Source organism: Glutamicibacter sp. NPDC088483 (assembly GCF_044753145.1).
Taxonomy (GTDB): Bacteria; Actinomycetota; Actinomycetes; order Actinomycetales; family Micrococcaceae; genus Glutamicibacter.
Genome location: NZ_JBIVMP010000001.1, coordinates 228,699 through 249,041, shown reverse-complemented (window position 1 = coordinate 249,041; position 20,343 = coordinate 228,699). Strand labels below are relative to the sequence as shown.

The following is a 20,343-nucleotide window of genomic DNA, read 5'->3' as shown; positions in this document are numbered from 1 at the left end:
AAGAAGTAGTAATGCCAGCCCCGCGATTCCTGCCGCGTGAACTGATCACGCCACGACAATTCCTGGTTTTGGCGCTGTTCTCCGCGCTCAAAGTCGTCGGGCTGGTATTCGTCGCCTACGCGCTGGGCCAATGGATCGCCACCATGGCCGCTGGAGGCGCCAATGGATCGCACCTGCTGATCCTGGCCCTGGCCGGCGCCGCGCTTCGAGCGCTCAGCGCATGGGGATTGAACGCCGGCGCCCGCCGCATGGGCCTGGGCGCGAAGGAACGGCTACGGCTGAACCTGGTGCGCAGGCAAGCCGCGCAACCAGCCATCGTCCCCGCGGCGGAACAGCATTCCATACCGGTCACCGCCACCTTGGCCAGCCATGGCCTTGAGAAGCTCGATGACTACTTCACCAAATTCATTCCTGCGCTCATCGGCGCCCTGGCCGTCCCGCTGCTGCTTGGCCTCTACATTCTGCAGCTGGACTGGACCAGCGCGGTGGTGCTGCTCCTGACGATCCCGCTGGTGCCGGTGTTCATGGCATTGATCGGCATGCACACCCAGGACACCCTCAGCGAATCCCAAGCCACCTTGGATCGGCTTGCCCACCAGCTCTACGAACTCGCCCAGGGTTTGCCCGCACTGCTGGGCTTGGGCCGGGCACGGGCGCACGGCAGCGCCATCGCCGCCGTCAGCAGCAAATACCGGGCGGCCACCATGGCCAACCTGAAAACCGTATTCATGTCCAGCTTCTGGCTGGAACTGATCGCAACCCTTTCGGTGGCGGTACTCGCGGTGATGATCGGCGTGAGACTGGTCAGCGGGAATATGGATCTCGCCGCCGGGCTGATAATCCTCATTCTGGCACCCGAGCTGTTCTCGGCACTGCGCGAAGTGGGCTCTGCCTACCATGCGGCCGATGACGGGCTGGCTGCCTACCTCAAGTACACAGCCATCACCGCTGCCACCCCGGTCCATCAGCTTCGTGCCAGCACGGCCAGGAACGCAGATAGCGTCCTGGACGTCGCGGACCTGCGGATCAGCTACGATGGCATGCATCCAATCCACCAAGCCGTGAATATTCAGTTGCGCGCGGGGGAGCGCCTGGTATTGTCCACTGCCAGCGGTTCGGGCAAGAGCACGCTGCTCAAGCTGATCGCCGAGGCGCACAGCAGCGACAACACCTTCGATCCGGTCTTGGCCACCGGGCGGGTCTTCATAGCCGGCCAGCTTGCAGTGATTAGCCAGCATCCGCAATTCAACGCAGCAACCGGCAACGGGCAACTGGACCAGGACGCCCCCGCGGCATCGGCTGAACTGCGCCGAGAGCTCAGCTCCCGGCTATCGATGGAGTCCATGCTCGAGCGCCCGATCGGTGAATATTCACCCGGCGAGCTGCGCCGCCTGGAAGTGCTGCGCGCGTTGCTGCGGGTTCACAGCGACGACCACTGCACCGTGCTGCTGGCCGATGAGCCTACCGCGCACCTCGATGAGCGCAACGCCCAGCAAGTACGCGAACTGCTGAGTGAACTTCCAGCCCGCTGCGCGATGCTGGTCGCCAGCCACGACCCCGCCTTCGGGCAGGACGAACGTGCGGGCAGCATAGCGCATGGTGCTGGCCCTGCCCACCGTGAAGAATCCGCAGGCAACCGGTCGCGAGCCACCGCGGCAACGCAGCCTGGCGCCACTGGCCAACGGCCGGTGAAGTCCAAGTTCACCCCGATGCGCGACTTGCTTGCCGGGTACAAAGCTGCCCCCAAGGGCGTGCTCTGGGGGACAGTCAGCGTGCTATGCGCCGTGGCGCTCGCGGCCCTGAGCGGTTGGCTGATCGTTGAAGCCAGCTACCAGCCTCCCATCTTGCACCTGACCGTAGCCTTCGCGATGGTCCGAGGCCTGGGAATCGGACGAGCTGCCTTCCGCTACCTGGAACAGCTCGCGATTCACGACGCGGTGCTGGCCTATGCCTCGGATTTGCGCGAGAAGATGTGGAACGCGATGGTGGCCAACCCCGCACAGTGGGGCTTGCTGACCCGTTCCTCGGTCATCCTGCGATTCTTGCTGGCCGAGGTCGATGAACTGCGCGACCTATTGGCCCGGGTGCTGTTCCCGCCGCTGCAGGCAATCGTAGTGTGGGTTGCAGCAGCAACGGCCTTGTACTTCATCCAGCCCGAATTCGGATATCTGGCCCTCGGTGCGCTGCTGGTGCTGGTCTTCCCGGTGCGTTGGCTTGTGCAGCGCATTGAAGGCGAACACCTCGTGCATCAGCTCAGCCACCGGATGCAGATGAACCAGAGCGTGCTGGGCATCTTGCGGCACAAGTCGGCACTGCGCAGCAATCAGGCCATGGAACGGACCATTGGCCGGTTCCAGGACGCCGAAGCACGCAATACGCAGCGCGCTCGCCGGCATGCCCTGGGCCAAGGCAGCGCCACGGCCCTGGCCACGTTGACCAGCGTATTGCTTGCCATTGCCATCACCGCGCTATCGCACAGCAGCGCATCGTTTACGGCACTGGCCGTGCTCCTGGGCCTGGCCTTGGGGGAGAGCGCTGGCAATGCCCTGCTGGCGGTGCAGCAGGGGCGGGCGCTGAAGGTACTGTCATCGAAGCTGGAAGAACGCGGCATGCAAAGCCACGGCGCGCGAGCAGCGCAGCACAACCCGCCGGTGAAGCAAAGCAGGATCGCCGGCTTCGATGCGCAAGCGCTGAGCCTCGGGTACGAGCAGGGAACGCCAGTTCTGCAGAATCTGAACGCCCGCATCCCGGCAGGGCAATGGACGGCCATTACCGGTCCATCGGGTTCTGGCAAATCGACGTTGCTCACCGCGTTGCTGGGCGCGTTGCCAGCGCAGTCGGGCACGTTGAAGGGCATCGATGCCCGCGGGAACCTGCTGGATCTAGAGCAGGCAGACCTGTCATCGGTTGCCTGGTGCCCGCAAGAGGCGCACCTCTTCGACTCCTCGATTCGCCGGAACCTGATGCTGGGCGTCACTGAAGGCCAGCTGCGCAGCGATGCGCAGCTGGAAGAAGTGCTGGAGCAAGTCGGGCTGTCGGACTGGTTGGCAACACAGCCAGAAGGCCTCGAGGCACGCATCGGTTCCGGCGGGCACCAGCTCTCCGGCGGTCAGCGGTGCAAGCTCGCCGTGGCCCGTGCCATGGTGGGCGGCCACCAGATCATCTTGCTTGATGAACCGACTGCCCATCTGGGGGTGGATGAAGCCCAGGAGCTGCTTTCCACCTTGCATCTCGCCCTTGCCGGACGAACCGTCGTCTTGATCACCCATGACCAGATGCTTGCCGGGCAGTGCACCCACCGCATTGAACTGGGAAGCCAGAAGCCCAGGGTCAGCGCATAGGACTGCGGCGTCGCTTCCACCCACGGATAGGAGGTGGAAACGACGCCGCGTTCAGTTCTGGCGCTGCTGGATTAGAGGATTACTCCGCCGTCGTCGAAAGGCAGCGCGTCTTCGCCCGGCGTGATGGCCGGGGCCGCTTTTGCCTTGGTTGGCTCGGGAATCAACGCTTCTTGCCGCGCGGTTGCCTGGAGGTCCTGGGCAGCAGGTGCTGCAGAAGCATCGTGCCCGCCGGCAATGGTTCCGCCAATGATGTTCACTGACTGGGCCAAAGGCGCGCCCGAACCATCGCGCTTGCCATATTCGGTAGGCAAAGCACGCACTACGCCTGCCGTGGAGCTGGCACGCGCAGGACCCTGGCCGGCATAGCCTAGCTGCAGGTAGTCCTCACCCTTGACAAAACGGTGAGCGCGCACGCCCGCGGTGGCGCGGCCCTTCGCCGGGAACTCGGAGAAGTCGGTGAGCTTCACCGACTGGCCCGAGGTGCTAGGAAGGGTCTGCGAACCGGCAGCGATCGTGGCTACCACCGCGTCGCCAGCACCGGCAGGAACCACACCGAAGAAGATCACCTGGTCATCGGCGGCGAGCTTGATGCCGGCCATGCCTTGTCCGGTGCGGCCCTGGGCACGCACCGCCGAAGCGCTGAAACGCAGCAGCTGAGCCTGCCTGGTCAGGAACACCAGCTCATCGGCATCCTCGGCCGGCGCCGCGGCAATCACGACGTCGGTGTCCTTGAGCGTGATCGCCTCGAACTCGTCACGGTTCAGCGGGTAGTCCGGGGTGACCCGCTTGACCACACCGTTCTTGGTGCCCACGGCAATCACCTGGTTCAGCGGAACCAGTGCCACCGCGTTTTCGCCCTTGCCCAGCTTGAGGAACTCGGAGATCGGCACGCCGTGGGCCAGCTGCGGGAAGCCATGGGATTCGGGAAGCACCGGAACATCGATCAGCGAGATGCGAATAATCCGTCCGGTACTCGTCAGCGCTCCGATCTCACCACGGGCGCTGGAAGCAACCTGCGAGGTGAGCACGTCGTGCTTGATGCGCGCCGCGGAGTAGTCCACGACGTCCCGATCAGGAGTCCGGGCGAGCTGCCCCGTGGCCGAGAGCAATACCCAGCACGGGCTGTCGGAGACTTCCATGGCCAACTTGGCCTTCTTGCCTGTCCCGACTTCTTCAGGTAACGCGGTGCCCTTCAGCGGTGCCAGCTGAGCAGACTTCAGCAGCTTGGTCCGGCGCGGGGTGCCGAAAGTGTCGGCCATTTCCCCGAGCTCATCGGAAACCAGGGTGCGCAGCAGCTCATCGGACTCCAAAATGGCGCGCAGTTCCTCGATTTCATTGCGCAGCTGCTCGGCTTCGGTCTCCAGTTCCAGCGTGGAGTACTTGGTCAACTGGCGCAACCGCAGTTCCAGGATGTGGCTGGCCTGCGGCTCGCTCAGGTCGAAGACCGTCATCAGGCGTTCGCGTGCTTCTGCGGTCTGCTCGGAGGATCGGATAATGGCAATGACATCGTCAATATCAACGATGGCAATCAGCAGGCCCTCCACCAGATGCAATCGGTCTTCACGCTTGGCCAGGCGATGCGCGGTGCGACGGCGTACAACATCCAGCCGGTGGTCCACATACACGGTGAGCAGCTCGCCCAGCCCCATGGTGCGTGGCTGGCCGTCGACCAGGGCAACGTTATTGATGCCGAAGGAGTCTTCCATCGGGGTGTACTTGTACAGGCTGGCCAGGACAGCGTTCGGGTTGAAACCGTTCTTCAGCTCGATAACCAGCTTCAGGCCGTGATGCCGGTCGGTCAGGTCGACAACATCGGAGATGCCGGAGATCTTCTTGCTGTTGACGCCATCCTTGATCTTCTCGATGACCTTTTCAGGGCCCACGCCATAAGGCAGTTCGGTGACTACCAGGCCCGACTTGCGTGCGGAGATCTTCTCCAGGGCCACGGTAGCTCGGGTGCGGAACAAGCCACGACCGGTGCGGTAGGCATCCTTGATGCCGTCCAAACCGGTAATGCTGCCGCCCGAGGGTAAATCGGGGCCCGGAATGAACTTCATGAGTTCTTCGACGGTGGCGTCGGGTTCCTTGAGCAGGTGTTGCGCAGCAGCGACAACTTCGCCCAGATTGTGGGGAGCCATGTTGGTGGCCATGCCCACGGCAATGCCGGTGGTGCCATTGACCAGCAGATTGGGGAATGCTGCCGGCAGCACTTCGGGCTGCATGAACTGGTTGTCGTAGTTCGGGACGAAGTTCACGACGTCTTCATCCAGGTTAGCGGTCATGGCAACAGCGGAGGCTGCCAGACGGGCCTCGGTGTAACGCGGGGCTGCCGGGCCGTCATCGAGCGATCCGAAGTTTCCGTGGCCATCGATCAACGGCAGCCGAAGGGAGAAGTCCTGGGCCAGGCGGACCATGGCGTCGTAGATCGCGGTGTCGCCATGGGGGTGCAGCTTGCCCATCACTTCGCCGACCACGCGGGCGGACTTGACATGGCCCTTCTCCGGGCGCAAGCCCATTTGCGCCATCTGGAAGAGGATGCGGCGCTGAACTGGCTTCAGCCCATCACGGGCATCGGGAAGCGCGCGGGAGTAGATCACCGAGTAGGCATACTCCAAGAAGGATGATTCCATTTCATTGGTGACGTCTATATCGACGATATTTTCAACGAAATCCGCTGGAATCTCTTCAGACTTCTTACGAGCCATTACTCTGTTCGTCCTTCATCTACTGTCTTAGGGCCGGAACTGCCGAATCTTCGTGTTGCATCTGGGCGCAACGCCGAACTGCCGACTATCCTAAGCCTATGGTGGATCGTAAACTTTCGGCGGCATATCCGGCGCATTGGGAAGCAGATGTTGTGCTTCGCGATGGGACAACTGCACACCTGCGGCCGATTACTCCGCAGGATGCCCAAGCGCTCCAGGAGATGCACAAGCAGCAGTCTGAGACGTCAGTCTACTTACGCTATTTTACGTATAAGTCGTCACTGACCCCTAAAGAGCTCGAACGGTTCACCAATGTCGACCATGTGAATCGCGTCGCCTTCACCGTGGTTCGTGGCGCAAGGATCATCGGCGTCGGCCGCTACGACCGCTTGGATGACCCGCGGGAGGCGGAAGTCGCCTTCAACGTCTCGGACGAATACCAGGGCACCGGTATCGGCTCGATCCTCTTGGAGCATCTGGCCGCGGCGGCCCGTGAAAACGACATCGAGAAGTTCTCGGCCGAGGTACTTCCAGAGAACCGGAAGATGCTCACCGTCTTCTCCGATGCCGGGTACGCGGTCGCACGGCATTTTGAAGACGGCGTGGTCATGCTCGAATTTTCCATCAGTCCCACCGAGAAGTCCCGCGAAGTGACCGAGGCGCGAGAACATCGCGCCGAGGCGAGCAGTGTTGCTGCTCTTCTGGCGCCTAGGTCCGTTGCCGTCATCGGAGCCAGCCGCACCTGGGGCAAGCTGGGGCACGACGTGCTGGAACAAATTGTGGAATCCGGGTACACCGGTGCCGTGTATGCGGTGAACGATGCGGCCTTGGAAGTGGGCGGCATGGTGGCCTATGGGAAGGTCACCGAAATCCCGGGACCGGTGGATGTCGCCTTCCTGTGCATTCCGCGCGAAGGGGTCATGGAAGCCATCGGGGACTGCGCCACCCACGGGGTCAAATCCCTGGTCATCATGACCACCGGCTACGAAACTCCGGAAGGGTTGAGTGCCCAGCGTGAACTTGTGTCGCTGGCTCGTGCCAACGGCATGCGGGTGGTCGGGCCGGGTTCCGCCGGGCTGATGAATACTGACCCGCAGGTGAAGCTGTATGCCACCGGAAGCCACCACGTTCCGCCATCCGGAAACGTCGGATTCTTCACCCAGTCGGCCGCCATGGGCACAATCATCCAGGGTGTGGCCTTGCAGCAAGGTGTTGGCCCCAGCAGCGCCATTTCCGCAGGCCTGCGCGCTGACGTATCCGGCAACGACGCGATGCAGTTCTTTGAAGACGACCCGCGTACCCATGTCGTCGCGTTGTACCTGGAATCCTTTGGCAACCCACGCAAGTTCGCACGCATCGCCCGGCGTCTGGCCCGCAGCAAGCCTGTGATCGTGGCTAAATCTGATGTGATGGGCCGCCGGCTTCCACCGGGCCACTCGGTGCGCGTAGGCCAAGCGCCACCAGGTGCAATGAACGCAATTCTTCGCCAGTCTGGCGTGATTCGCGTGCGTTCATCAGAAGAGCTGCTGGATGTCACGGCCCTGCTTTCGGTCTTCCCTGCGCCGAAGGGCCCGAACGTTGCGATCCTGTCCAACTCCTCGACCATCGCAGAGGTGGTGTGCGACGTCGCCGAGGACAGGAACCTGAACACCGTCGTGCAGAGCGAAGAGCTGGACTACAGCATTGGCCAGTCCAAGGCCATTCCGGTGCTGCGCGCCCGGATCAAGGAACTGGTGGAAGACCCGCAGGTCCACACCATCTTGCTGGCGCACCTGCCCTACTCGGAGCTGGATACCAGCGCAGTTCTGAAGGTCGCCAAGGAGTTCATTGGCCAGCCAAAACCAGTGGTGGCATTGGTTCCGGGCCTGGCGGATACGAAAATTACTGGCGGCCTGAAGCAGGGGATTCCGGTATACACCTCGCCAACCACCGTCATCGGCGCCCTGGCCAAGGCCTATGGATACCAGCAGTGGGTTGACGTTCCCTACGAGCCGATGAAGGATCCAGCTGGAATCGACGTGGACGGTGCCGCGGAGTACCTTGATGAATTGGTGCAGACCATCTCGGGGACCAACCTGCTGGAATTGGACGACGCGCAGGTGCAGAAGCTGCTGGACTTCTACGGGATCAAGTTCCTGTCCCATCGGGTGGTGCACACCGCAGAAGAAGCTGTTGCGGCGGCCGAAGAATTCGGCTGGCCGGTGGCACTGAAAGCCAACGACCCTGATCTGCGCCAACGCCTGGACTTGGGCGGCGTGCGCTTGAGCATCCCGGACAAGCAGAGCCTGGAAGCGAACTTCACGCATATGAAGTCGCTGATGGCGGTTTACGGCGTGGACTCCCTGGAAGTGCAGAGCATGGCTCCTGCTGGCCAGGCTTGCGTGGTCAAGGCCGTGGAAGACCCGTTGCTTGGTCCAGTCATTTCCTTCGGGCTCAGCGGCGATCCGGTAAACCTGCTCGATGATTGGGCCCACGGCGTGGCGCCGTTCTCCACCCATGACCTGGAACAGCTCATCCGCCGTCCGCGCAGCAGCGTGCGGCTCTTCGGGTACCAGGGATTGCCGGCGGTGGATCTTGATGCCCTGAAGGACTTCATCACCCGCGTTTCGCTGTTCAAGGACAACCATCCTGAAGTGACCGTTGCCAAATTCGCGCCGATCACCGTTGCCACCGATTCGTTGAGCGTGCTGGCGGTGAACATCCAGATCAGCAACGCTGAGCAACGCACCGATAGCGTCCGCCGGGCATTGCGTAACTGAGTGCAATCGCCGAAACGTGAATTGCCTGTGGCGACTGAGTAGAATTGGGGCATGAGTTCTCCAACGTATTCGACCACTCCTGGCGCTGAGCTTCAGCATGATCTGGTCCGTGCGGGTTTTTATCCGCAGATGGTCCAGGATGTACTGGCTGAAGCCATGATGGGCCAACCAGTGCTTGACCACTATGTACATCTGGAAACTCACTTCGACCATACCGAAGTGCACCGCCATATCACCGTTATGGTGATGAGTGAAAAGGTGCTTTTCATCGTGCACGTCGATGACCAGCAGCTTGACGACCACGGCAAGGACGTCATGGCGCAGGTCTCCGTCGAAATGATTTCCCTGGCCCGCATCGCCTCGGTTGCCACCAGTTACGTCTACCACCAGCCGCAGCATTACTCGGCCGCTGATCCAGTCAAGGAATTGACCTTTGGACTGTCCTGGAACGGAACCAAGCGGATTGATCTGGCCCCTGCCGCCTGCGCCGATCCGCAGTGCGATGCCGACCATGGGCTGAATGGCACCTCGCAGCCTGAGGACTTGGTCATCCGCGTCAGCGCCGAGGCCGACGGCCAGCAGGCCGTGAACAAGGCCCGGGAATTCGCTGTCCGCCTGCGCCTGGCCACGATCGCCTGAGCATGATCGAGGAACAGAAACGCAGCAACTTGCCTGTCCCGGCACAGAAAATCCCGGACGCGCCGAAATACGGCCAAGCTACGCTGTCGGAGATCCTTCCGTCGGCAGCCGCTGCAATGGGCGTTCCGGGCTACGAGAACGCTTTGGGCTTTGCCCCGACAAAACGTGTGGCACTGATTATGGTTGACGGACTGGGCTGGAACCAGCTCAAAAGCCATCTCGGGCATGCACCCTTTCTGCGCGGCTTGTTCGAAAAGGGGCAGAAGCTGGGAACGGGATTCCCCTCGACCACCGCGACTTCCCTGAGCAGCCTGGCCACGGGCCTGGCTCCCGGTGAACATGGAATGGTTGGCTATGACGTCATCGATCCGGCCAAGCGCCGTGTAGTTAACCAGCTCGGAGGATGGCCAGGGGACTTGGACCCCGAAGCGTGGCAGACTCGCCCGACCGTTTTCCAGAAAGTCGCCGAGCACGGCATCCACGTGGCCACCGTGTCTATTCCGATGTTCGCCAAGTCGGCCCTGACTCGCGCGTCGTTGCGCGGCCCCAAATTCGTGCCGGCGAACCAGCCTGCGGCCCGTGCGCGTGCTACCCGAACCATCTTCGAGTCGAACCGCAATTCGCTGGTCTACACGTACTTCAATGAATTGGACAAGGCCGGACACAAATTCGGCGTGGACTCCAGCCAATGGCGGGACACGCTCGAAGAACTGGATTACGTCATTAAAAACCTGGTGTCCAAGCTGCCAGAAGAAACCACGGTGCTGATTACCGGTGACCATGGAATGGTGGACATCCCCGCATCCCAACGCATCGACTACAGCCAGCAGCCGGAGCTTATCGAAGGCGTGGAGCTGACCAGCGGCGAACCTCGTGGAGTCCAATTGACCTTCGACACGCAGACCGACGCGGCTAGCCGGTTACGCGTACGCGAGGCCTGGCAGCAGGCCTACGGCACTAAAGCCTGGGTGATGACGCGCGAGGAAGCCATTGAACTGGGCTACTTCGGCGCCATTACCGAAGAGCATGCAGCGCGGCTGGGTGATCTGATGATCCTGGCAGCGGAAGCTATCGCTTTCTATGACGGCCGGCGCGTTACGCCGATGGCGTTTGACATGGTAGGGCAGCACGGATCGCTCACCGCGGGGGAGCGTTTCATCCCGCTGCTGGTGCACCGCACCACCTAGTGCTCAACGGAACAAGCGCATACGGGTGCGGGAGCAGCATTGAATCAATGCTGCTCCCGCACCCGTATGCGCTCTAGCTCGGCGGCGCGTCAGGAATCGGTGTCCTTCTTGCGTTTGCCGAACATGATGTCATCCCAGCTGGGAACCGAAGACCGCTTGGCCTTGCGCGGAGCGGACTCCTCGGCAGTCTGCTCGGACGACTTGTCCTCAGTGCTGTTCGCACCGTCGGCATCCTGATCGGTGACGACCACCAGCTGCGAAGTGCGTGCCGAAATTCCTTGCGGAAGGTGCGGCAGCGAGTCCTCGTCGTCGGCGTCGTACTTGCTCATGCTGCGTTCGATGATCTCGTTGTAGCGTGACTCGCGCTCCGGATCCTGGTCCTTCGTGCGCTGCCCACGACGAGCGTTCAGCAACGTGACCAGTTCTTCGGTCTCATCCGGTTCCGGGGTGCTGGCTGCAGGAGCCGGCTCAGGCTCTGGCTGGTTCAGCGCAGAGACCGGGCGAAAGTATTCAGGGGCCACCTGTTCGCTCAAGGTTTGTGCCCAGCGGTTCAGGTTTTTCAACGACTTGCGTGCCGGGGTGAATGCCCACCGCGCACTGTTCGAGGAAGCTTCAGTGGAATCCGAGCCCAGGGACTCGACATTCTCGGTCGGCAGCGGGGAATCGAACTGCACGGTGACGATCCATTGGCCTTCTGGATCTTTCCAGGCGTTCCATCGAGCCGAGTCGGCGTCGATGTGCAGCTGGTGCAGGCGGTGGACCACCATGGAACCAAGATCCGCAGGCTCTTCGCCGAATACTTCGCGGTATTCGGCATCGGTTTGTGGTCCTGAGACCTCGACACGACGTGCTAGCTCGGCGATGTGTTCGCGCTCAGCCAGGACCGGACCTTCGTACTTGACGATGTCCTCGACTGGGATATCCCACTCTAGAGACAGATCGTAGGCGGAAGCACCAGCGCGCACTCGCGCTTGAATTTCGCGCGGCGAATGGACCGAGGACTCCTCACGGTTCCTTGGAGCCCGCGAACGGGCAATTTCGGCCATTGCACTGCGCAGTGCATCGTCAACAGGTAGCTCGAAGCTCATCCCGTCGTCGCTGCTGACCTGCAGGCTGGAACCATTTTCATGAATTCCTACCAGTCTCAGCTGACGCATTCCTACCCTCCACACGCTCTATTTCCTGTGTAAAACTCTGCCACCTCGAGGCCTGAATTCCTACCACCGCGCAGGGTGTGGCGCAAGATTAGTCATCAACCTCACGCAGTAATTCCTTGAACCTTCCGCCCATGGCATAGCGTGGCAAGAACGGGAATGGATGACCCGGAATAACGCTATACTTCTATGCCGGTATAAGTTTTCACCTTGTGAAGCAGCCGGCTAGGACGAAGACCTGCAGGAAAGAGCGAAAAACGATTATGGCAAATGAATCTGCTGCACCCGTGGCAATGTCAGAAGCGGAACGAGCCAAGGAAATCGCTCAGCTCAAGGCAGGCAAGACCGCAGCCATGGCCAACCTGGTCGATGAAGCCGAAACACCCTTGGCTGAGGAATATGTTTTGCCCGGCGGCGAAGCATCGCAGGAAGAAGCGAGCATCGAGATCCTGCCGGAGCAGGCAGACGAGTTCACCTGCGCATCTTGCTTCATGGTGCGTCACCGCACGCAGCTGGCCCGTGAAGAAAACGGGCAGAAATTCTGCAGCGAGTGCGAAGGCTAGGAAGCTTACGCAACAGTTCTGACAGCGATGGCGTCCTGGACCGGAAGGTCCAGGACGCCATCGCTTTATTCCATGGAGCCGTGAATGCTATTCGCCTGAAGCGTCTTCTGCCTGCTCCTGCTTGGCTGCTTCGGCTTTGCCTTCCTCTGTGAATTCGTACATCACGCCCGAGAGTGCGGCAGCCAGCTCTTCGGGACGGCGGGTGGAAGTCAGCCAGTACGGCGTGGTGTCTCGCTCGTCGGTCACTTCCATGCGCACGGCACCGTCGATCCAGCCACGCAACAGCATGTAGGCCAAGCCGTGAAGCTTCTGTCCACGCTGCTTGAACGCCTCGTCGCCACGGTAGCCGACGACGTTGCCGATGTACTTGCGTTCAATGCTGGCACGGCCAACGGTGACCAGATCATCGGTGACTTCGATGGCTGGCACGCGCAGCAGGAACACCGCGACCAGTGAAATCAAAACTACGCCACCGGCAACCCATCCAAGGGTGCTGTTAATCGGTGCTACTGCGATACCTGCGGTGATGGAAATGATGATCGGCCAAATCCAGGTGCTGGCCGATGGCCAGAGCTTTTCGCTGTACAGGACGTTCGAACCCTCGGGGCTGGAATTACTCATGGTTCCAAGTTTAGGCAATATTTCCTGGTTCCATGACCTCGGGGCTGGCGGCAGGGGATTGCCCTGCGCGCGCGATAGAGTTAGCCACGAGAAACTATCGAGTGACTATTTCACATAACTCCGGGGGAAGACCTACACCGATGAGTGAGCCATCAATTTCCATTGCCATCAAGATGCTTGACACCGAACTGCCGGTTCCCAGCTACGCGCATCCGTCAGATGCCGGTGCTGACTTGCATGCTCGCGAGTCGCTGGTGCTGGAGCCTGGCGCCCGCGCGCTCATTCCAACGGGCATTGCGCTGGCCATCCCGCATGGCTATGTCGGTCTCGTGCATCCGCGCAGCGGCTTGGCTGCTAAGCACGGCATTACGGTTGTGAATGCACCGGGTACTGTTGACGCGGGGTACCGTGGTGAGATCATGGTCACCTTGCTGAATACCGACACGTCTGAGTCTTTCGAAGTCAGCCGAGGCGACCGAATCGCCCAGCTGGTAATCCAGAAAGTCGAGCAGGCAGCGTTCATCGAAGTCGATTCGCTGGACGACAGTGCTCGCGGTGCTGGCGGGTTCGGTTCGACCGGCGGATTCAGCTCCAAGTAAGTACCCTTGAGTGCAAGACGAGATTTTCTAAGGACACCATGATTTTCAAGCGCAAGAAAGCCCAAGACCAGCCAGTCGACGCACCAGCTGCTGAGGCAGGCCAGGGCGAGGCCGAGCCGAAAGACGGCCCATTCGACTACAGCGAGGTCGAGAATACGCAGGAATACCTTGACTTCGGCTCGATCCTGATCAAGCCAGTAGCAGGCTTGAAGGTCCGCATGGACGTTGAAGAGTCCAACAAGCGTGTCATCGCGGTGTCGCTGGAGATCGCCGAGTCGCGTATCCAGCTGATGGCTTTCTCTTCCTCGAAGTCCGAGTCGCTGTGGCCAGGCATCAGCGACAAGATCAAGAGCGATATCAGCGCCCAGAACGGCGAAATTTTCACCCGCGACGGCGATTACGGCCAGGAGCTGCTCGCCAAGGTGCCGCAGCAGCTGCCTGATGGTCGCGCCGGGCATGTCGCCCTGCGCTTTGTCGGCATCGACGGCCACCGCTGGTTCCTGCGTGCGGTCATTGGCGGCGCTGCCATTGGAGACGAAGAAGCGGCTGGCATCGTTGACGGGATCCTGCGCACTGTCGTGGTCAACCGCGGCGACAAGCCACTGCCACCGGCCGAACTCCTGCCCCTGAGTGTTCCGGCCAATGCGCAGGCCCGCCCGGCAGGCACTGAGCAGAACCCTGAGCAGAACTCTGAACTGAAGCGTCCAGAACGCGGACCAGAGATCACCCAGATCGGCTAATGCATGTCGCTGAAGGACAAACCCGTCACTGCGCTGCTTGGCTCCTCGGGCCAAAAGCTCAGCTACCAGCGGCTGGACAGCTTGGAACAGCTGCCTGTCAAGGGCAGGGTGGAGCACACGGGCTACATCCAATCGGTTAGCTATTCCGCGCCACACGTCGCACCCACGCTGACCGCGGTGGTGGTCGACCGGCTCGGTGCGGTGTCTGCTCGTCGCGGGACTGTACCGCATGTGCGTTTGGCGTTCATGGGCCAGAAATCCGTTCCGGGAATCAAGCCGGGCGTGAAGGTGGAATACTCGGGAATGGTCGCTCCCGTGGATCAAGTTCCGACGATCTTTAATCCGCGCTACGTAATCGTGCCGGAGGCCCGCGGGTGATCCGCGCGTTCCCTCAAGGTCTTGGGAACGAGAGCATGCTGGCGCCTAACTGGAAGAAAACATGATGAACAACGACGAATCGCGTCCGGAAGATGGATCCACGCCGGAAGCAAAGCATCCAAGCTTCGCGGAAATGATTGGCTCGAATGCCAGCATCGCGCAAAATGCCGACGGCGGGATAGATCTGCTCTCCACCGTCGGTGGCGTGCGCGGAATCCTGGAAACGGTGCTTCCCGGTTTCGTGTTCATCATGGTCTTCGCGCTGACCTCCAATCTGGGCTGGGGGCTGATCGCTTCGATCAGTCTTGGCGTGGTGTTCATGATCATCCGCCTAGCCAAGCGCTCGACGCTGATCCAGGCCGGTTCCGGGCTGATCGGCATCCTGATCTGCGCCTTCGCCGCACGCAATTCGGGCAATGCCAAGGACTACTACATTCCAGGGTTCTACGTATCGGCCGCCTACTTGGCGGGATTGCTGATTTCGGTGATGGCCCGCTGGCCGCTGATCGGCCTGCTCTTCGGGTTCATCCGCAATGAAGGCACCGAGTGGCGCAAGAAACCCGGGCGCTTGCGCCGCTACCAGGTGGCCACCTGGATCATCATTGCTGTTTTCGCGCTGCGCCTGGCAGTGCAGATCCCGATGTACATCGCAGATGACGTCGTGGCCTTGGGCTTGGCCCGCGCCTTGATGGGAGTGCCGCTGTATGCAGCGGGGCTCTGGTTTGCCTGGCTGGTCTCGAAGCCTGCAGCAGAAGCCAGCAACGGGACCAGCCCTCCAGCACAAGCCGTCTAGCGGGTGGCGTCGCGCAGCGTGCGGCGCAACAAGGCTTCGGCTTGCGGGGTGGTGATGAAGAAGATTTCATCGCCACCCTCAATCACATCATCGGCACTGGGCGGGAACGGCGTCTTATCGCGAACCACTGCCATCATGGTGGTGTCTTCGGGCCAGGAGATGCGCCCGATGCTGCGGCCAATCAACGCCGAATCGTGCGGGACGGTGAACTCGACCATGTAGACCTCGCCGGTCTTCAGCGTCAGCAGCCGCACCAGGTCGCCAACCTCCACGGCTTCTTCCACCAGCGCGGTCATCAGCCGCGGGGTGCTGACCGCTACATCTACGCCCCAGGCGTCATCGAACATCCACTCATTCTTCGGATTGTTCACGCGGCCTACGGTGCGCCGGATGCCGAATTCGCTCTTGGCCAGCAACGAGACCACAAGGTTCACCTTGTCATCGCCGGTTGCCGAAACGACCACGTCGTACTCTTCCAGCTGTGCCTGCTGCAAGACAGCTAATTCGCAGGCATCGCCAATCAGCCACTTCACCGCTTCCAGGTCGGCGCGCTCGGCCATTTCCGGCTGCAGGTCGATAAGCAGGACTTCGTGATGGTTGATCACAAGTTCGCGGGCAATGGAGGAACCGACCGAGCCGGCCCCGGCAATCATGACCTTCATGGGGGTGCCTCTCAGATTATTCGTTGGCCTGCGCAGCCGGCGGGCTGGCAAGGATCTTTTCGATGTCCTTGGACTCATCGAGCCGCATCATCACGTGCACCAGGTCGCCGCCCTGCAATCGGGTGCGGCTCTCGGGGATGGTGCCTTCGCCGAAGCGGGTCAGATAGGCCACTCGTACCCCGGCGGCCGCTTCCAGCTCCTTGACCAGCCGTCCATACCAGTCGCGGTGCAGGGCAACTTCGGAAAGCACCAGGCGCCCCGATGGCTCCCGGAAGTCACCGCGCATCGAATAGTCGGGCAGGATCCGGCGCAGCACCTGATCGGTGCTCCAACGGACTGCGGCCACGGTGGGGATACCCAGGCGCTGGTAGATCTCGGCGCGCCCTGGATCATAGATGCGGGCCACGACATGGGGGACGTTATAGGTTTCGCGCGATACGCGAGTGGCGAGAATGTTGGAATTATCACCGCTGGATACGGCGGCGAAGGCATAGGCCTCATCGATTTTGGCAGCTTCCAGGGTGTCCTTGTCGAACCCCATGCCGGTGACCGTGGAACCTGAGAAGCCTTTGCTCAGCCGGCGGAAGGCATGCGGGTCCTGGTCAATGACTGCCACGGAATGCCCCGCTGAATCCAGCGTGTGGGCGAGCGAGACACCGACGCGTCCGCACCCCATGATCACGAAATGTGCCACCGAGAACTCCTTGGGTCTACTGCTTGCTGCATGTCCAGTGGCGCACACAAGCTGTGTGCTCCGAATGCAACAATAGCGCTGATCGCACCCAGTTTATCGGTGGTGCAGCACCCATGTGCCTTGCACCCTGCGATAACGTTGTGTCGTGCCTGCATTATTTGACGGTCTGAAGCGGATCTTGGTGGGCCGGCCTTTCAGAACTGAACAGCTGAAAAAGAAGCCGTTGCCACCTAACGTCGCGTTGCCGATTTTCTCGTCCAGCGCCCTGTCGTCCTTGGCGTACGCGCCAGACGAAATCTTGCTGACGCTGGCCATTGCGGGCATCGCGGCCACCGCGCTTTCGCCGATGGTCGGACTTGCTGTCCTTGCCGTGCTGGTGGTGCTGGTGCTGTCCTACCGGCAATCGGTCATGGAGTACCCCTCTGGCGGTGGCGACTACGAGATCGTGAAGAAGAACCTGGGTGCGCGCCCGGGAACAGCGGTCGCCGCTGCGCTGCTGGTCGACTTCGTGCTCACCGTTGCTGTGTCCAGCTCATCAGCTGCCCTGTACCTCGCCGCCATTTTCCCTGCAGTGGCCGAGTACAAGGCTTGGGTGGCTGCTGGACTTGTCGCATTCCTCGTGGTCGGTAATCTGCGCGGCAGGGGACAAGGGCGCTGGACCCTGGCCATTCCGGTCTACCTCTTCGTGATCGGCATGCTGCTGCTGGTCGCTATCGGCGGGGTGATGGCGCTGACCGGTACCCTCGGGGTTGCCCCGAGCGCGGATTTCACGATTGTGCCGGAAGAAGAGTTTGCCAATGGGCTGCACGGTGTCGTCGGTGCATTGCTGATCCTGCGTGCTTTCAGTACGGGTTCGGCGGCGCTGACCGGTATCGAGGTCCCGATCTCGAACGTGCAGACCCTGGCCAAGCCGCGGGCCAAGAACGCGGCGCGGATCCTGCTGGTGCTGGGCCTGCTCTCCGGGGTGCTGACACTTGGCACGCTGATGCTTGCCCGTGCCACCGGCATCAAGGTCGTCGCCGACCCGCAGGCCTCATTCTTGCTGGACGGTGCGCCGATCCCTGAAGGGTTCGTGCAGGTCCCGGTCCTTGGCCAGCTGGCGCAAGCCGTGTTCGGCGATTTCACCTTCGGCCTGGTCATTGTTTCGGTGCTGACCATTGCCGTGCTGCTGCTGGCCGGAAACCAGGCCTTCAACTCCTTCCCCCTGCTGGCCAGCCATCTGGCTACCGACGGCTTCCTGCCACGCCAGCTGCGTACCCGCGGTGATCGGCTGGGCTTCTCCAACGGCATATTGTCCCTGGGCGTTGCCGCGATTGCACTGGTGCTGCTGTTCCAAGGCGATGTCACCTTGCTGGTCCAGCTCTACGTGGTGGGCGTGTTCGTTTCCTTTACGCTGAGCCAGCTGGCCATGCTCAAGCACTGGAAACGCGTGCTGGTTCCCATTGCCGACCGCAGGATCCGTGCGGCCAAGCAGCGCAAGCGCCTGCTGAACCTAGTGGGCCTGGTCCTGTCGGCGCTGGTGCTCGTGGTCGTCTTGGCCACCCGCTTGGTCCACGGCGCGTGGTTGGCCGTGCTGGGCATTGCGGCCTTGATGCTGATCATGGATTCGCTGCAGCGCCACTACCAGAAGGTTGACGACGAGCTGGCGGTGGATGAGGACGTTGCCGCCACGGCCTTGCCCTCCCGGGTGCATGCACTGGTGCTGGTCTCCACCGTGCGCAAGCCGGTGCTGCGGGCCTTGGCCTTCGCCCGAGCTTCGCGTCCCTCGAAGCTCGAAGCAATCATCGTGGATGTGGAACGAAGCAAAACCGAAAAGACCCTCCGGGACTGGGAACGCCTGCAGATTCCGGTGCCGATCACCGCCCTGGCTTCTCCGTACCGCGATATCCCCGGGGCGCTGATTGAGCATATTCGTTCCATCAAGCGTGAATCCCCGCGGGAACTGATCGTCGTGTACATCCCTGAATACGTAGTGGGCCACTGGTGGGAACAGCTGGTGCACAACCAAACCGCTTTACGAGTGAAAAACCGGCTGCACTATGAACCGGGCGTCTTGATCGCCTCGGTTCCATGGCGCTTGCTCAGTGCCTCGCATGCCCTGGGCGGCGGGCCGACCGAAGAATCCTCGGCACACCGCTGAATTCAATGCTTCTGATGAAAGACAAGATCGATGACTGAAATACCAATGCTCACCGTCCTCCTGGGCAAGATTGCCCATGGCGGCCACACCGTCGCCCGCCATGAGGGCCGCGTGATCTTCGTGCGCCACGGCATTCCCGGAGAGCTGGTGAATGTGCGCCTGACGGACAGTGCGCCGGAGGCCAAATTCTGGCGTGCCGACGTCGCCGAGGTGCTCGAAGCCAGCGAGCACCGCGTGCCTCACTTCTGGGATGCCGCTGATGCCCTGAAGCATCGTGACCCGGTGGGTGGCGCAGAGTTCGGCCACATCACCCTTGAACACCAGCGTGAGCTGAAGTCGCAGGTTGCTGCCGAACAGATGACCCGTCTGGGCGGCCTGAAGGCTGAGGACTACAACTTCCCTGCGGTGCAAGCGGTCAAGGGCTCGGCCGACGGTCTGGGCTGGCGTACCCGGATGTCCTATTCGGTGGACGCCCAGGGCAAGCTCGCGATGAGCGCATTCCGCAGCAACCAGTTGACCGGCATCGCGCAGATGCCCTTGGCCCATCCGGCTATCGAGGCCACCGGCTTGTACTCTGTGGACTACAGCGGAATCGAGCGTGTCGAGGCCGCGGTATCCAGCCAGGATGACCAGACCGTGCTGATCCTGCTGGCCGAAGCAAATGCCGGCGCCGCGGCAAAGGTGGCAAAGCAGTTCCCGGAGGGTGTCAATGTCGCCGCTTTCAGCCAGCGGGGCGGTTCGGCGGCTGACGGCAAAGGCAGCTTGCAGACGTTGGCCGGTTCGGCGTTCCTGACCGAAAAGGTACTGGGGGAGAAGTTCCGGATTACCGGTGAAGGCTTCTGGCAGGTGCATCGAGAGGCGGCCAGCCTGCTTTCCCAGCGCGTAGTTGAACTGACCGAGCCAGCCGCTGGCGAGCAAATCGCCGACCTCTATGCGGGTGCTGGCTTGTTCTCCGTCCCGTTGGCTAAGGCAGTTGGCTCCCAGGGCCGGGTCTTCTCAATTGAAGGCGCTCCGGGCACGCATGCCGATGCGAAGAAGAATCTGCGCTCCTATTCGCAGGCCACGGTGATCCGAGGCCGTGTTGAGCGAGTGTTACGGCAGGTCGCCGGGGATGCCTCCCTGGACGCCGTGGTACTTGACCCGCCCCGCACCGGGATCGATAAGCAGGTGGCTGCGGAGCTGGCTTCCATTGCTGCATCCCGGATTTGTTACGTGTCCTGCGACCCTGCGGCTTTCGCCCGTGATACCGCGCGTTTGATGGGCCGCGGCTACGAATTAGAGCATATGGAGATTCACGATTTGTACCCGCATACCCACCATATGGAGTCCATCGGGCTCTTCGTGCGCCGTTAAACACCTGAAATTGTC

Annotated in this window: 16 protein-coding genes; 11 read left to right on the top strand and 5 right to left on the bottom strand. The window is 61.6% G+C overall.

Annotated elements, in window-relative coordinates:
• Positions 1 to 11 precede the first annotated feature (11 nt).
• Positions 12 to 3,341: a thiol reductant ABC exporter subunit CydC gene (gene cydC, locus ACIP6G_RS01230; protein WP_400288243.1), complete on the top strand. Its 3,330-nt coding sequence runs from the start codon at positions 12 to 14 to the stop codon at positions 3,339 to 3,341.
• Between the two features lie 71 nt (positions 3,342 to 3,412).
• Here cydC and ACIP6G_RS01225 read toward each other — a convergent pair whose 3' ends face one another.
• Positions 3,413 to 6,046 (bottom strand): DNA topoisomerase (ATP-hydrolyzing) subunit A, encoded by a 2,634-nt coding sequence (locus ACIP6G_RS01225; protein WP_400288241.1) that lies wholly within the window; start codon positions 6,044 to 6,046, stop codon positions 3,413 to 3,415.
• Between the two features lie 98 nt (positions 6,047 to 6,144).
• Between ACIP6G_RS01225 and ACIP6G_RS01220 the strand changes: the two genes are divergently transcribed.
• The 3 genes from ACIP6G_RS01220 to ACIP6G_RS01210 are packed head-to-tail and all read left to right on the top strand — an operon-like array spanning position 6,145 to position 10,631.
• Positions 6,145 to 8,805 carry a GNAT family N-acetyltransferase gene (locus tag ACIP6G_RS01220; protein WP_400288240.1) on the top strand — a complete coding sequence of 887 codons (2,661 nt, stop codon included), beginning with the start codon at positions 6,145 to 6,147 and terminating at the stop codon, positions 8,803 to 8,805.
• A gap of 51 nt (positions 8,806 to 8,856) precedes the next feature.
• Positions 8,857 to 9,444, top strand: a complete 588-nt coding sequence (locus tag ACIP6G_RS01215) for a DUF5998 family protein (protein ID WP_105656760.1) — start codon at positions 8,857 to 8,859, stop codon at positions 9,442 to 9,444.
• 2 nt (positions 9,445 to 9,446) lie between these two features.
• Positions 9,447 to 10,631 (top strand): alkaline phosphatase family protein, encoded by a 1,185-nt coding sequence (locus tag ACIP6G_RS01210; protein WP_133834268.1) that lies wholly within the window; start codon positions 9,447 to 9,449, stop codon positions 10,629 to 10,631.
• Between the two features lie 89 nt (positions 10,632 to 10,720).
• Here the strand turns inward: ACIP6G_RS01210 and sepH are convergent, their stop codons facing one another.
• The gene (gene sepH, locus ACIP6G_RS01205) at positions 10,721 to 11,788 is read right to left on the bottom strand and encodes a septation protein SepH (RefSeq protein WP_400288237.1); all 1,068 of its coding nucleotides are present in this window, start codon (positions 11,786 to 11,788) and stop codon (positions 10,721 to 10,723) included.
• Positions 11,789 to 12,048: 260 nt separating this feature from the next.
• Between sepH and ACIP6G_RS01200 the strand changes: the two genes are divergently transcribed.
• Positions 12,049 to 12,348: a DUF4193 family protein gene (locus ACIP6G_RS01200; RefSeq protein ID WP_400288235.1), complete on the top strand. Its 300-nt coding sequence runs from the start codon at positions 12,049 to 12,051 to the stop codon at positions 12,346 to 12,348.
• A gap of 87 nt (positions 12,349 to 12,435) precedes the next feature.
• Here ACIP6G_RS01200 and ACIP6G_RS01195 read toward each other — a convergent pair whose 3' ends face one another.
• Positions 12,436 to 12,969, bottom strand: coding sequence for a DUF3093 domain-containing protein (locus ACIP6G_RS01195; RefSeq protein ID WP_332486014.1), 534 nt, complete (start codon positions 12,967 to 12,969; stop codon positions 12,436 to 12,438).
• 140 nt (positions 12,970 to 13,109) lie between these two features.
• Here ACIP6G_RS01195 and dut point away from each other — a divergent pair, with 140 nt between their 5' ends.
• The 4 genes from dut (at position 13,110) to ACIP6G_RS01175 (ending at position 15,479) form a co-directional block, all read left to right on the top strand.
• Entirely contained in the window at positions 13,110 to 13,568 is a 459-nt protein-coding gene (dut, locus tag ACIP6G_RS01190; protein WP_400288234.1) for a dUTP diphosphatase, read from the top strand.
• A gap of 38 nt (positions 13,569 to 13,606) precedes the next feature.
• Positions 13,607 to 14,308 (top strand): DUF3710 domain-containing protein, encoded by a 702-nt coding sequence (locus ACIP6G_RS01185; RefSeq protein ID WP_105656754.1) that lies wholly within the window; start codon positions 13,607 to 13,609, stop codon positions 14,306 to 14,308.
• Positions 14,309 to 14,311: 3 nt separating this feature from the next.
• Positions 14,312 to 14,686 (top strand): hypothetical protein, encoded by a 375-nt coding sequence (locus tag ACIP6G_RS01180; protein ID WP_400288232.1) that lies wholly within the window; start codon positions 14,312 to 14,314, stop codon positions 14,684 to 14,686.
• A 61-nt stretch (positions 14,687 to 14,747) separates the two neighbouring features.
• Positions 14,748 to 15,479, top strand: coding sequence for a DUF3159 domain-containing protein (locus ACIP6G_RS01175; protein ID WP_400288231.1), 732 nt, complete (start codon positions 14,748 to 14,750; stop codon positions 15,477 to 15,479).
• On the opposite strand, the gene ACIP6G_RS01170 is transcribed toward ACIP6G_RS01175, so the two are convergent.
• A complete protein-coding gene (locus ACIP6G_RS01170; protein WP_105656752.1) occupies positions 15,476 to 16,141 on the bottom strand; it encodes a TrkA family potassium uptake protein in 666 nt (221 codons plus the stop codon). The two genes, ACIP6G_RS01175 and ACIP6G_RS01170, sit on opposite strands and share 4 nt — an antisense overlap.
• 16 nt (positions 16,142 to 16,157) lie before the next feature.
• Entirely contained in the window at positions 16,158 to 16,835 is a 678-nt protein-coding gene (locus tag ACIP6G_RS01165; RefSeq protein ID WP_133834263.1) for a TrkA family potassium uptake protein, read from the bottom strand.
• Between the two features lie 145 nt (positions 16,836 to 16,980).
• Between ACIP6G_RS01165 and ACIP6G_RS01160 the strand changes: the two genes are divergently transcribed.
• Positions 16,981 to 18,975, top strand: coding sequence for an APC family permease (locus tag ACIP6G_RS01160; RefSeq protein ID WP_400288228.1), 1,995 nt, complete (start codon positions 16,981 to 16,983; stop codon positions 18,973 to 18,975).
• A 30-nt stretch (positions 18,976 to 19,005) separates the two neighbouring features.
• Positions 19,006 to 20,328 (top strand): class I SAM-dependent RNA methyltransferase, encoded by a 1,323-nt coding sequence (locus ACIP6G_RS01155; RefSeq protein ID WP_400288227.1) that lies wholly within the window; start codon positions 19,006 to 19,008, stop codon positions 20,326 to 20,328.
• Positions 20,329 to 20,343: the final 15 nt, after the last annotated feature.